This is a genomic window from Massilia aurea (assembly GCF_040790145.1).
Taxonomy (GTDB): Bacteria; Pseudomonadota; Gammaproteobacteria; order Burkholderiales; family Burkholderiaceae_D; genus Telluria; species Telluria aurea_C.
Genome location: NZ_JBFMMP010000015.1, coordinates 55,703 through 68,563, shown reverse-complemented (window position 1 = coordinate 68,563; position 12,861 = coordinate 55,703). Strand labels below are relative to the sequence as shown.

General features: G+C 64.3%; 12 protein-coding genes and 2 tRNA genes. 3 read left to right on the top strand and 11 right to left on the bottom strand.

Annotation, left to right across the window (positions count from 1 at the left end; translation table 11 throughout):
* Window positions 1–4 precede the first annotated feature (4 nt).
* From AB2N08_RS18440 to AB2N08_RS18425, 4 genes are all read right to left on the bottom strand, one after another.
* Complete coding sequence (locus AB2N08_RS18440) at window positions 5–1,204, bottom strand: polysaccharide biosynthesis/export family protein (RefSeq protein ID WP_367612348.1); 1,200 nt, start codon at window positions 1,202–1,204, stop codon at window positions 5–7.
* Window positions 1,205–1,363: 159 nt separating this feature from the next.
* Window positions 1,364–3,130, bottom strand: a complete 1,767-nt coding sequence (locus AB2N08_RS18435) for an energy transducer TonB (protein WP_367612347.1) — start codon at window positions 3,128–3,130, stop codon at window positions 1,364–1,366.
* A gap of 59 nt (window positions 3,131–3,189) precedes the next feature.
* Entirely contained in the window at window positions 3,190–3,612 is a 423-nt protein-coding gene (locus tag AB2N08_RS18430; RefSeq protein WP_367612346.1) for a DUF5710 domain-containing protein, read from the bottom strand.
* Window positions 3,613–3,710: 98 nt separating this feature from the next.
* The gene (locus AB2N08_RS18425; protein ID WP_367612345.1) at window positions 3,711–3,917 is read right to left on the bottom strand and encodes a hypothetical protein; all 207 of its coding nucleotides are present in this window, start codon (window positions 3,915–3,917) and stop codon (window positions 3,711–3,713) included.
* Between the two features lie 155 nt (window positions 3,918–4,072).
* Here AB2N08_RS18425 and AB2N08_RS18420 point away from each other — a divergent pair, with 155 nt between their 5' ends.
* Window positions 4,073–4,825 carry a S24 family peptidase gene (locus AB2N08_RS18420; RefSeq protein ID WP_367612344.1) on the top strand — a complete coding sequence of 251 codons (753 nt, stop codon included), beginning with the start codon at window positions 4,073–4,075 and terminating at the stop codon, window positions 4,823–4,825.
* 26 nt (window positions 4,826–4,851) lie between these two features.
* Here the strand turns inward: AB2N08_RS18420 and AB2N08_RS18415 are convergent, their stop codons facing one another.
* Window positions 4,852–5,739 carry a LysR family transcriptional regulator gene (locus tag AB2N08_RS18415; protein WP_367612343.1) on the bottom strand — a complete coding sequence of 296 codons (888 nt, stop codon included), beginning with the start codon at window positions 5,737–5,739 and terminating at the stop codon, window positions 4,852–4,854.
* A gap of 107 nt (window positions 5,740–5,846) precedes the next feature.
* Between AB2N08_RS18415 and AB2N08_RS18410 the strand changes: the two genes are divergently transcribed.
* Together AB2N08_RS18410 and AB2N08_RS18405 are read left to right on the top strand one after the other, a co-directional pair.
* Window positions 5,847–6,257: a TerB family tellurite resistance protein gene (locus AB2N08_RS18410; RefSeq protein ID WP_367612342.1), complete on the top strand. Its 411-nt coding sequence runs from the start codon at window positions 5,847–5,849 to the stop codon at window positions 6,255–6,257.
* Between the two features lie 99 nt (window positions 6,258–6,356).
* Complete coding sequence (locus tag AB2N08_RS18405; RefSeq protein WP_367612341.1) at window positions 6,357–7,397, top strand: DUF4214 domain-containing protein; 1,041 nt, start codon at window positions 6,357–6,359, stop codon at window positions 7,395–7,397.
* Window positions 7,398–7,429: 32 nt separating this feature from the next.
* Here the strand turns inward: AB2N08_RS18405 and AB2N08_RS18400 are convergent.
* The 6 genes from AB2N08_RS18400 to AB2N08_RS18375 form a co-directional block, all read right to left on the bottom strand.
* A tRNA-Arg gene (locus AB2N08_RS18400) sits at window positions 7,430–7,506 on the bottom strand.
* A gap of 63 nt (window positions 7,507–7,569) precedes the next feature.
* Window positions 7,570–7,646 (bottom strand) — tRNA-Pro (locus AB2N08_RS18395).
* 79 nt (window positions 7,647–7,725) lie between these two features.
* The gene (gene glmM, locus AB2N08_RS18390; RefSeq protein WP_367612340.1) at window positions 7,726–9,066 is read right to left on the bottom strand and encodes a phosphoglucosamine mutase; all 1,341 of its coding nucleotides are present in this window, start codon (window positions 9,064–9,066) and stop codon (window positions 7,726–7,728) included.
* A gap of 32 nt (window positions 9,067–9,098) precedes the next feature.
* On the bottom strand, window positions 9,099–9,947 hold the full coding sequence (folP, locus tag AB2N08_RS18385; RefSeq protein WP_367612339.1) for a dihydropteroate synthase: 849 nt from the start codon (window positions 9,945–9,947) through the stop codon (window positions 9,099–9,101).
* Between the two features lie 124 nt (window positions 9,948–10,071).
* Window positions 10,072–11,955, bottom strand: coding sequence for an ATP-dependent zinc metalloprotease FtsH (gene ftsH / locus AB2N08_RS18380; protein ID WP_367612338.1), 1,884 nt, complete (start codon window positions 11,953–11,955; stop codon window positions 10,072–10,074).
* 237 nt (window positions 11,956–12,192) lie between these two features.
* Window positions 12,193–12,840, bottom strand: coding sequence for an RlmE family RNA methyltransferase (locus tag AB2N08_RS18375; RefSeq protein ID WP_367612337.1), 648 nt, complete (start codon window positions 12,838–12,840; stop codon window positions 12,193–12,195).
* Window positions 12,841–12,861 lie beyond the last annotated feature (21 nt).

Genomic DNA, 12,861 nt, shown 5'->3' with positions numbered 1-12,861 from the left:
CCGCTCAGGGCCGGGTGGTGACGCCAACGGCGGAGGTCAGCGCGCCCGGGAACAGCAAACTCAGGTGCCGGTTCCAGCTGGCCAGCGCCGAGGCGGCGACGTAGACGACATCCTTCGGCCGCAGTTCGAACGATTCGGCCATCGCAAGGGCGCCGCTGTCACGCGCATCGAGCCGGAAGACCCGCGTGCGGTCAAGCGTCTTGCGCACGACGTAGACTTGGCGCGCATCGCCGCTCAGGGGACTGATGCCGCCCGTCTCGCCCAGCGCTTCGTTGAGCGTGAGCCGGCCGTTGTGCATGGTGAGGGCTCTTGGCGTGATGACCTCGCCCGACACGAAGACCTTGCTTTCATCGCGCGAATGCACACGCACGACGTCGCCATGCGCGAGCAGGATGGTGCCCGGGTTGACGCCCTTGAGCACCAGCTCGCGCAGGTTGACGCTGTAGCGCGTGTTACCGCGCTCGACCACGATGCGGCTCTGGTCGGCATTGGGCTGCATGCCGCCGGCCCGGTTGAGCGCCTCGACCAGCGTCATGGGGATGTCATCGATGGCCTGCAGGCCCGGTGTACGTACTTCGCCGTCGACGTACACGCGGCGGCTGCGGTAGGCCTGTACCCGCAGCGTGATGTTCGGCCGGGCAATGTAGCGCGCCAGCTTTTGCGTGATCAGCGCGCGTGCCTGCTCTTCGGTCAGGCGGGCGAGCATGAGCAGGCCGATCAGGGGAAACTGGATGCGGCCCTGGTGGTCGACCACGAAACCCGGCGGTGTGGCATACGGCTGGACGGTGGCGGTGTCGATATTGGCCGCCGCTGCGGCCATGCCGCTGGCGGCGAGCTCGGGGTGATCCCAGACCACGATCGACAGGATGTCGCCGCGCCCGATGGTGTACGGCGGTGGTTGCGCCACGATGAGTGGCGACAGGTCTTGCCTGGCCGCGCTCTCGGAGGCAGCGCGCTCGGCGTCGATCAGGTTTTCGGTGATCAGTTCGGTGGAGGGCGCCGAGGCGCTGCGACCGGGGCCGGGCCCCTCGCGGAAGCCGACGCCGGTGGTGCAGCCGCCGAGCGCCAACGCCAATGCCGATGCCAACGCCAGTGCCAGGAGTGGTAGCCACGACGGCAGCTGCGCGGCGACGATCGGTACGCCCCGGCCAGATGACGATGGGCGCGCAAAACCTTTTATTGCAACCGAACTCAGCCAAGCCATGATTGTTGCCTATCAATAATAGTCGGAGTAATCGAACGTTTCAGTTCAGGTTACGGCGTCCATCGGGCTTGACTTTGCAGCGCATCAAACGGGGCACGGCGACGGCGATTGCGATCGATCTGGTTGGCGACGACGTGGCGACGTTCGCACACGAGGGCGTCAACGCATCTCTTCGACGAGCTTGAGCCCGTCAGTAAGGCGCCAGATGCGGCGGATTTCGATGACGTCGAATTGCGCCGCGACATTCGGCGGGAACGCGGCGTAGCGGGCGTTCAGGCGCACGAAGCGGCGCACCGCGTCATCCATCTCGGCGCGGCCGCTCGAACGCACGATGGTGATCTCGTCGATACTGCCGTCGCTGCGCAGCGAGATACTCACCAGAGGATCGATGCGCACGTCGCGCTGCGACAGGCGTGCGCCGCCGAGCACGGCATTGCGCTCGAGTTTCTGGCGCACGCTGTCGACGTACAGGCGCAGCGGTGCGTCGCGCTCGCCGCCGTCGGCCAGCACGCGGCGGTCGTTGGCCGGCCGCCCGCGCGGCAAGCCGGAGGCGTCCACGTTGGGGATCGTCACGCCGCGCAGCAATTCACGTGCGCGGTTGCCGGGCAGGCCGGTCAGTGCGCCCGGCCCCGCTCCGATGCCCGGACCGCTGCCCAGGCCCGCGCCCGCGCCATCCGCGCGCGTCGCTGTCGGCCCGGCACCGGGCGCTGGTCCCGCAGTGGGTCCGGAGGCCTGCGCCTGCAGCCGCTGCGCCGCTGCTTGCCGCGCCGCTTCTTCGGCCGCGCCGCTCGCCAGCCGCTCGGCATCCAGGCGCGCCTGCTCGGCGGCTTGCTGGCGTGCCCGCTCCTCGGCCAGCCTGCGCTGGGCCAGTTGATCGATGCGCTGCCGTTCGGCGGCTTCCTGCGCCACGCGCCGGGCATCATCCTCGGCGCGCTGGCGTGCTTGCAACTGCGCCTGCACCATGGCCTGCTGCGTTGCAGCCTCTTGCGCCACGCGCTGCGCCGCCAGTTCACGCGCCATGGCTGCCTGCTGTTCACGCTGCCGCAGCAGCGCCTCATGATCGCGCTCGGCTTGCTGCTGCACTTGCCGCTGCTCCGCGAGCCTGCGTGCCTCGGCGGCGTCGCGTTGCGCCTGCGCCAGCCGTGCTTGCTCCTGCTCCTGCTTCTGTTCCCTCTCCTGCTTCTGTTCCTTTTCCTGCTCCTGCTCGCGCTGCAAAGCAAGCTTTTGCAGGAGTGCCTGCTCACGTGCATCGTCGGCGGCGCGCAGCGCCAACGCTTCCTGCGCCGCGCGCTCCGCCTCATCATCCACGACGGGCTCCGGTTCCACAGGCGTCTCGCTGGCCACCAGCTCTTCGGGCGCGTCGATTGCATCGGCAACGGTCGGGGTCGGATCGGCTTCGAACTCGGGCAATGGCACCGCCACGGCGAATTCGGACTCGAGGTCCGGTGCTGTGGCGATCACGGGCGTGGCTACCTCGCGCAGACCGCGCTTGGGCCCGGCTGGCGCCGGGCGACGCAGGCTCGTCTTCGGCGCTGGCGCAATCTTCGCTACCGGCGGCGCCGGTGGCGGTGGCGGCAGATCCACGAGACGCATGGCACGCGCAGGTTCGGGCGCCGGAGGGACAGGCGCAACAGGCGCGGCAGACGAAGGCAGGACAGGTACAGGCAGAACAGGTACAGGCAACGCCGGCGTCGGCGTCGGCGTCGGCGTCGGCGTCAGCAACGCAGCGTCCTTCGTGGCCGACAAGGGCGTCGGCGCAAGCACAATGCTGATCGGCCCGCCACCACCGGCATCGCCACCCCGCACGCCGAACTGGAGCGACAACAACAAGCCATGCAACAGCACTGAGACGACAATGCCACCGACCAGGCGCCGGTTGCTGCGGGAATGGCCATGGCGTCGCGTGCTGGCGGTCGCAGGATGCATGTGGTCGCTTGGGTGTCTTGTCAGGCTGGCATCTTAACGTTAACGCGACCGTATGGCGATCAAGCCGCCTTGGCAGGCGTGCGGATAGTCGACGTGCCAGGCATGCCGCCCACCAGTGCCGCCAGGCCGGCCCGTGCCTGACACCAGGGCGTGCCTTCCAGTTTCTGGCGGCAGTCGGGACATTCTTCCAGTGGATTACAGTCGTGTTCGAGTGCCACGTAGTTGATCCCGACCACGGTTTTGCCTTGATAGCTATCGACCCGGCCAGCACCTGGCTTTGCGGCAGGCCTGACTGGCGCTCCTGCCGAGGCCGAGGCTGATGCAGAAGCAGATGCCGAGGCAGATGCGGCGTCGATCCACTTGGCAAACGGCTCGGTGGCGACGCCATCGGCCACATACCAGCGGCGGCGGGTCGGGTTCCAGCGGGCGCCAAGCGCCTTGGCGGCGTCCTTTTCGGCGTAGGGGACAGTGAGAAAGACCATGTGCGAACTGCTCCGGGATCGATATGCTTGCGGTTTGCTATTCTACCGCGCCAGGCTGGTGGCGGGACTGTGCCGGTAGCGTGGCCCCGAGGCCTGGCTTACGGTTCCTTCTGACGCCGGGCCCAGGCGGCGTCGCTGTCGCGCTGCTCGCGCCGGTCCTTGCGCCAGGTGTACAGCAGGTTGCCGAGCGTGCTCAGCAAGGCGCTGACCATGCCGATCAAGGCGCCGATATCCGCCAGCGTCAGCCCGGTGGCCACGCCCGTCAGGTTGGCGTCCATCAGACGCTGCAATGTTTCGATGATCATCGTGTCTCCCCTGTGCTTGCGGCGGAACCCTGCTCCGGGAAGCCCACGCTGTCCCTGCGCCACGTCAATACGATTGATGAAAGTATAGGAAAACTATACCACAGCAGTAAAGAAAAGCTATACTTCAATGTATAGATTTCCTTTACTATGTGAATATGGACTTACAGACAATGATTGCCGGCTGGGTGAAAGAGGCGCGCACCACGGCGGGCTTGTCGGGCACCGCGCTGGGCGCCCGTCTCGCGCTCGAGCTCGGAACAGACCGCGGCCATACCAAGGCCAATATCTCGCATTGGGAAAATGAAAAGCACAGTCCCAACCTGAAGCAGCTGCTGGCCATTTCCCGGGTCACCGGTTGCCGGTTGCCGGCCGAGATCCTGGCGCCGCTGGCGGCCAGCCCGGCCAATGACAGCAGTGCCCTGCCCGGCGTGCCCGGGCTGCCCGGATTGCAGAACGCGCTGCGCGTGGTGGCCGAAGGTGACGACGATGCCTTCGTGCCGATTCCCATGGTCAAGCTACGCCTGTCAGCCGGCATCACCGGGTACCAGGCCGAGCCGGAGGCGCGTGATGGGGGCACGCTCGGCATGCGCCGCACCTGGCTCGAACGCAACCAGTACAGCCCGTCGCACCTGATCGCGATCTACGTCAAGGGCGAGAGCATGGAACCGTCGCTATTCGCCGGCGATATCGTCGTCATCAACACGCTCGACACCAAGCCAGTCGACGGCGCCGTATTCGCGTTCAATTATGAGGGCGAAGCCGTCGTCAAGCGCCTGGTGCGCGATGCCGCCCAATGGTGGCTCACGTCCGACAACCCAGACCAGCGCAAATACCACCGCAAGCTGTGCCAGGGCGGCGAGTGCATTGTGATCGGCCGCGTCGTGCGCAAGGAAAGCGACCGCATCTGAGGCGTTTGCCCGCCATAGGCCGACCATCAGGCAAACACGTGGGGCGCCCGCTCCAGGATGCGCCGCAGCGCCGGATGATGCACCCGGCGCTCGACCGTCACGGCATAGATCTGCTCGACGATGGCGTCGATCTCCCCCACCGGTTCCAGCCCGTACTGTGCGCACAGTGATTGCGCAAGCACGGTCGGCGCCGCCATGAAGCCCGCGCCGGCGCCGGCAAATGCGCCGAGCAGCGCGCCATCATCGAATTCACCGACCACGATCGGGCGCAAGCCTTGCGCTTCGAGCCAGGCCATCAGCTGGCTGTGCAGTGCCGCGTCCTGGCCCGGCATCAAGAATGGCGCGCCCTTCAGACGCTGGGGAAAATCGCCGGCCCAGCGCCGGCACACATCCGGGTGCGCCACCACCGTCACCGTGCTCGAGCCGAGCAGGTGACTATGCCCGCGCACCGCGCCGCCGGGCGGCAAGCCCTGGTCCGAAATCAAGAGGTCGAGCCGGTGCGCGCTGAGATCTTCCATCAGGTCGCCAAACCGCCCTTCCCGGCACACCAGGTGCATGGCGAGGCCTGCGTCGCGCGCGGGTTGCAGCAGCCGGAAGGCCATCGTCTTGGCGATCACGTCGCACAGGCCGACGCGCAGTGTTTCGGTCTCGGTGAACAGCCCGCGCCGTACGGCTTGCTCGAGTTCATTCCCGAGGCTGAAGATCTGCCCGGTGTAGCGCAGGACAGTCTTGCCGGCTTCGGTCAGCACCAGCCCTCGCCCCTTCTTGCGCAATAGCTCCTCGCCAAATTGGTCTTCCAACAATTGCAACTGCGTGCTGATCGCTTGCGCCGAGACGTGCAATTGCTCGGCCGCACGCACGACGCTGCCGGCCGTCGCGACGGCATGGAAGTACTGCAGGTGCTTGTAGTTCATCCCTCGTTACCACCAAAAATATTGAGCATTGCTAAAGATTATTCGATTTTACTTTACGATGGCGCAACCGTATATTGGTCACTCAGTTCACACGAAGCGAGGAAGCAATGAGAAGTTACCCGACCGACAGTCCCAAAGCCATGAGCCGCCTGCTGGCCCTGGCCATGATCGCCGACGGCCGCCTGACGCCGCAAGAGCTCAAGACGCTGCACCGCAGCGGTGTACTCGAGGTGCTGGGCGTGAGCGAAGACACGTTCGACGACGCCGCTGGCGAGCTGACCCAGGATTTGTTGGCCCACAGCACCAACCGTGCAGCCGGTATGGTCGAGATCGAACCGGCAACGATCGATGCGCTGCTGGGCGAAGTGAATCATCCTGCCCTGCGCGCGCTGGTGCTCAAAGGCATGCTCGAGATCGTGCGGGCCGACCACATGATCGACCACCGCGAACGCCGTCTGCTGCGCCGCGCGCTGGCCGCGTGGGGCGGCGATGGTGAAGCGTTCCCGGCTGCGGCGTAAAGAACCCGTGACAGCGCGCTTACAAAGCGTAACCATGTCGACACATTGGCGGATATTGCCAGACCTATAATCGGGGCATCCCATTGCCCGAGGCCTGCCATGTCCGCCTATCCCACCCTCGATTACCTGAGCGACCTGACCCGGGCCGACATGGACTGGGCCTGGCGCCTCGAACTCGACCCCGTCCGGGATCCCGAGCTCGGCCAGTATTACGGCCGCACCGCGCGCTACAGCACGCTTGATCCGTATGCGGGCGACGATGACATCTTCGTGTTCCACGCCACCGCCGGCATGGGCTACACGGTCCAGAGCGGCAGCTACTACGATCCATTTTTGCTGCGCATCCATGACGATGCCGGCAACGCCATTGCCGCCGACGACGGCGGCGGCGCTCACGGCTACGACTACGCGGCATTCACGGCGCCCTACACCGGCTGGTATTACATTAATGCGTCGTGGGACCAGGATTACTACGACAGCTACGCCAGCGTGAACGTGTACGAGAGCCGCACGCCGACGACCAACCGGATCGTCGGCACGGACGCGCACGACACCTTGTATGGCACGCGCACGAACGACGACGTCGATGGCGGCGCCGGCGTCGATACCTTCGTACTGGAAGGCCGCCGCGATGAATATACCGTCAGTCTGCGCGATGGCGCGATCACGGTCACCGACCTGGTCGGCTACGACGGCGCCGATGTGCTGCGCAGCGTCGAGCGACTGTCGTTCGACGATGGCGTCTTCATCTCGTATGAAACGCAGGGCTTTCCCGCCGAGGTCTACCGCTTGTTCCAGACTGCGTTCGATCGCACGCCCGACGCGGGCGGCCTGGGGTACTGGATCGGACAGATGAGCCAGGGGCAGGCATTGAGTGCGGTCGCGCAGGCCTTCGTCGACTCGCCTGAATTCAAGAGCAAGTATGGCGCGGCTGCCACCGATGCCGAGCTCATCACCGCGCTGTATGCCAATGTGCTGGACCGGGCGCCGGATACCGGCGGCTTCGCGCACTGGCTCGGCGCGCTGGAGCGCGACGCGATCACGATGGCCGACCTGGTCGTGCAATTTAGTGAGAGCGCGGAAAACCAGGCGCAGGTCGTCGGCTCGCTGCAGGCGGGCTACGAGTTCATCGTGACGTGAGAGAGATGGAACGAAGAAGATGATGCGAGGAGTGGCCCGCCCTGAGGGAATCGAACCCCCGACCCACAGCTTAGAAGGCTGTTGCTCTATCCGACTGAGCTAAGGGCGGTGCAAAACTGCGAGATCGGAAAACAAAACAGGCCGTCGATGACGGCCTGTTCTGATGATTCTTTGGTCGGAGTACAAGGATTCGAACCTTGGACCCCCTGGTCCCAAACCAGGTGCGCTACCGGGCTGCGCTACACTCCGCCGTGGGCAACATTATATGCCAATCATTCGTGAAGCGCCAGCCCCGTCAGGTGCAATTCCAGCGCCGCACGCAGACTGATTACGCCGACAACTTCGCCGCGATCCGGCGCGCCAGGCTGTCGGCCAGTTCCGCCTCTTTCGCCTCGACCATTACCCGGATCAATGGCTCGGTGCCCGATGCGCGGATCAGCACGCGCCCGTTGTCGCCCAGTTCGCGCTCGACCGCTTCTTTCTCGGCGACCATTGCCGCATCGGCCGTCCAGTCGAAGCCCGGTGCGACTTTCTTGTTGATCAGCGTTTGCGGGAACAGTTTGAGTTCGTTGCAGCACTCGGCCAGCGACTTGTTGCCGCGCACTAGTGCCGACAGCACTTGCAAGGCCGAAACGATGCCGTCGCCGGTGCTGTGCTTGTCCAGTGCCAACAAGTGGCCCGAGCCTTCACCGCCAAACAGCCAGCCGCGCTCTTTCATCACTTCGAGCACGTAGCGGTCGCCCACCTTGGCACGCGCGAAGCCGATGCCCATTTCCTTGAACGCCACTTCGAGCGCCATATTCGTCATCAGGGTGCCCACGGCGCCGGCCACCGGACCGGTGCTCATGCGATCGCGCACCATCACGTACAAGAGTTCGTCGCCGTTGTAGACGCGGCCGGTGGCATCGACCATGATCAGGCGGTCGGCGTCGCCGTCGAGGGCGATGCCGAGGTCGGCCTTGTTGGCCACGACGGCTTCGGACAGCGCCTGCGGCGCGGTGGCGCCAAAGCCGGCGTTGATGTTGAAGCCGTCCGGCTGGGCGCCGATGGAAATGACCTCGGCGCCGAGCTCATGGAACACGTGCGGGGCAATGTTGTAGGCGGCGCCGTGGGCGCTGTCGACGACGATCTTCAGGCCGCGCAGGTCGAGCTCGTTCGGGAACGTGCTCTTGCAGAATTCGATGTAGCGCCCCTGGGCATCGCGCAGGCGCGACACGCGGCCGAGTTTGTCCGACGACACACAGCCCATCGGCTGGTCGATCGCGTCTTCGATTTCCAGTTCAACGGCATCCGGCAGCTTGGTGCCGTGGCCGGAGAAGAATTTGATGCCATTGTCCTGAAACGGATTATGCGAGGCCGAGATCACGACGCCGGCCTGCAGGCGCAGCGCGCGCGTCAGGTAGGCGATTGCCGGCGTGGGCATCGGCCCGGCCAGCATCACGTCGACGCCGGCAGCCGAGAAGCCCGATTCCAGCGCCGCCTCGAGCATATAGCCCGAGATGCGGGTGTCTTTGCCGATCAGCACGACAGGACGGCCGCTGCTCGATTTTTTACCTTTTGCCAGGACGGTGCCGGCGGCGTAGCCCAGGCGCATGACGAAATCAGGGGTGATTGGCGCTGCGCCCACCAGCCCGCGAATGCCGTCGGTGCCGAAATATTTCCGTGCCATCTAGTTCTCTTTTCTCTTATTGAAACGTGTTTTTATGGATGCATGGCCGCGCGCCATACCTTCAGCGCATCGACCGTCTCCGCAACATCATGCACACGCACGATTCTAGCGCCATGCGCTGTCGCAGCCAATGCCGCGCCGATACTGCCGGCGATGCGCTGCTCGACCGGCCGCCCGGTGACGGCGCCGATCATCGACTTGCGCGACATGCCAGCCAGCACCGGCAAGCCGAGTTCATCCCGGATGCGGCCCAGGCCGCGCAGCAAGGCGTAGTTGTGCTCGACCGTCTTGCCAAAGCCGAAGCCCGGATCGACGCAGATACGTGCACGGTCGATGCTGGCCGCCGTCATTGCGGCGATGCGTTCGGCCAGAAACGCGATCACGTCGCCCACCACGTCATCATACCGGGGCGCCTGCTGCATGGTCTCGGGCGTCGCTTGCATGTGCATCACGCACAGCCCGCAATCGCTGTCGAGAACAGCCTCCAGCGCGCCGGGCGCGCGAAAGCCGTTGACGTCGTTGATCATGTCGGCGCCGGCGATCAGCGCTTCGCGCATGACTTCTGGCTTGGTGGTGTCGACCGACAGCGCGACATCGAGCGTGCGCAGCGCGTACAGGGTCGGCATCACGCGGCGCAGCTCTTCATCGAGCGGCACGCTTGGCGAGCCGGGCCGGGTGGATTCGCCGCCAATATCGATCATGGTGGCGCCATCGCGGATCATCGCTTCGGCATGCGTCAGCGCAAATTCGAGGCCCTGGTAGCGGCCGCCATCGGAGAATGAATCCGGCGTGACGTTCAGGATGCCCATCACAACGGGGTCGAGGGATGCGGCGCCATCCAGCGCGAAGCTGAACTGGCCGCATTGCAGTGTCTTGGTCATAAAATCAATCGGGACGGGCGCTGCTCGGGAGTGTGGCAATCGAGTGCCGCACACACGTACCGCAAGCGGGCGCCATCAACAAAAAAGGCACCCTTGCGGGTGCCTTCGTGGGGTAGCGCGAGCGTCAGGCCGGTGCGGTGGCGTTTGGCGCCACACCGCCAGGGCCGCTGTCGCCCGGCGGCGTACGCTTGGTCAGCACCGTCGTCGGCTTGCGTGGCTCTTGCCCGGCCATGATGTCGTTGATCTGGTCGGCGTCGATGGTTTCCCAGTCGAGCAGCGCCTTCGTCATCATTTCAACCTTGTCGCGGTTCTCTTCCAGCAGGCGACGCGACAGGGCGTACTGCGTGTCGAGGATCGCGCGGATCTCGGCGTCGACCTTTTGCTGGGTCGCTTCCGAAATGGTCTTGGTGGCGCCGCCGAAGAAGCCTTCGTTCTCGCTGTCTTCGTAGACCATCACGCCCATGCTGTCGGACATGCCGAAGCGGGTCACCATCGAGCGCGCCAGCTTGGTGGCACGCGAGAAGTCGTTCGACGCGCCGGTGGACATCTGACCGACGAAAATCTCTTCGGCGATACGGCCACCGAACAGGATCGAGATTTCTTCGAGCATCTTGTCTTTGTAGCCAGACAGCGCATCGTGCTCAGGCAGCTGCCAGGTCAGGCCCAGCGCATAACCGCGCGGCATGATCGTGACCTTGTGCACGGGATCGGCCTTCGGCAACAGCTTGGCGATGACCGCGTGGCCCGACTCGTGGTAGGCCGTGTTGCGGCGTTCTTCCTCGCGGATGACCATCGACTTGCGTTCTGGACCCATGTAGATCTTGTCCTTGGCATCTTCAAAGTCGATCATCTCGACCAGGCGCTTGCTGCGACGGGCTGCGAACAGCGCTGCTTCGTTGACCAGGTTGGCCAGGTCGGCGCCCGAGAAACCAGGCGTGCCGCGGGCCAGGATGTCGGCCTTGACGTCGGTGCCGATTGGCACTTTGCGCATGTGCACGTTCAGGATCTGTTCGCGGCCGCGGATGTCCGGCAGGCCCACTTGCACCTGGCGGTCGAAACGGCCCGGACGCAGCAGCGCTTTGTCGAGCACGTCGGCGCGGTTGGTGGCGGCGATGACGATCACGCCCGATTGCGCTTCGAAGCCATCCATCTCGACCAGCAGCTGGTTCAGCGTCTGTTCGCGTTCATCGTTGCCGCCGCCCATGCCGGCGCCGCGGTGACGACCGACGGCGTCGATCTCATCGATGAAGATGATGCATGGCGAATGCTTCTTGGCATTCTCGAACATATCGCGCACGCGGCTGGCGCCGACGCCGACGAACATCTCGACGAAATCGGAGCCCGAGATCGAGAAGAACGGCACCTTGGCTTCGCCGGCGATGGCGCGGGCCAGCAGCGTTTTACCGGTGCCGGGCGGCCCGACCATCAGCACGCCGCGCGGGATACGGCCGCCCAGTTTCTGGAACTTGGTTGGATCGCGCAGGAAGTCCACGATTTCGGAGACTTCTTCTTTGGCTTCATCGCAACCGGCGACGTCCGAGAACGTCACGGTGTTGTTGGTCTCGTCGAGCATGCGCGCCTTCGATTTGCCGAAGGAGAACGCGCCGCCCTTGCCGCCGCCCTGCATCTGGCGCATGAAGAACACCCACACGCCGATGAGCAACAGCATCGGGAACCACGAGATGAAGACCTGTTGCAGGAACGATGGCTCTTCAGGTGGTTTGACGTCGAAGCGCACGCCGTTTTCGCGCAGGTCGCCGATCAAACCACGGTCGAGACCGGTGGCAGTGGCGCGCACCTTGGTGTCGTCAGCGCGCGTGGCGGTGATGTTGGTGCCTTCAATCAGGACTTCCTTGATGCGGCGCGCCTTCACTTCATCGAGCAACTCGGAATAAGCGATGGTCTTGCTGCCGCCAGCGACGCTGTGGGTGTCGAACTGCTTGAACAGCATGAACAACAGCAGCGCGACGACCACCCAGATGGCGGATTTGGAAAACATATTATTCACGAGCACTCCTCCGATGCGTACGCATCTCTACCGATTTCAGTATCCTGATTTTACTCGCAATAAGCCAACGCTGCCACGCAACTCCGGCCGTAGTGTCGAAATACCATCGAATGACTGTCTTATTCATTCCCGCCGCTGCAAACCGCCCCAAATGGCAGTCGCAACACAAGGGATCACGCGGCTGATGTGGTGGCCGCGCGAAGGGATTTCAAGGGGCAATCTGTCGCCGGGCGCGATTTACGCGCCCGGATGTTTCAAACCGCGCCCCAGCAGGAAAATCTCGGACGATTTATCGCGGCTGGCCTTTGGTTTGATTTGCTTCACGGTGGTGAACTCGAGCCGGAATTTCTCCAGGATTTGCGTGAAACCCATGTCTTTGAAACACTTCACCAGTAGTGCACCACCCGGCTTTAAATGGGCTTGCGAGAATTCGATCGCCAGATCGATCAAATGTTCCATGCGGGCGGCGTCGGCATGGCCGATGCCCGACAGGTTGGGCGCCATATCCGACAGCACCACGTCGACCCTGCGCTCGGCCAGCACCACCGCAAGCTGGTTCAGCACCTCTTCTTCACGGAAGTCGCCCTGGATATATTGAACATCGGCCACCGGCTCCATGGGCAGGATATCCAGCCCGATAATGGTGCCGTGGATGCCGCCGCCGTCCTTGCCGGCGAGCTTGCGCCGGGTGTACTGGGCCCAGCTGCCCGGGGTGCAGCCAAGGTCGACGACGACATTGCCCGACTTGATGAGTTTCTCGGACTCGTCGATTTCTTTCAGCTTGTAGGCGGCGCGGGCACGATAGCCCTCTTTTTGCGCGAGTTTGACGTAGGGATCGTTAATATGGTCGTGTAACCAGTTTTTGTTTAATTTGTTCTTGGCCATTCGCGTAGAATACTGCTTTTA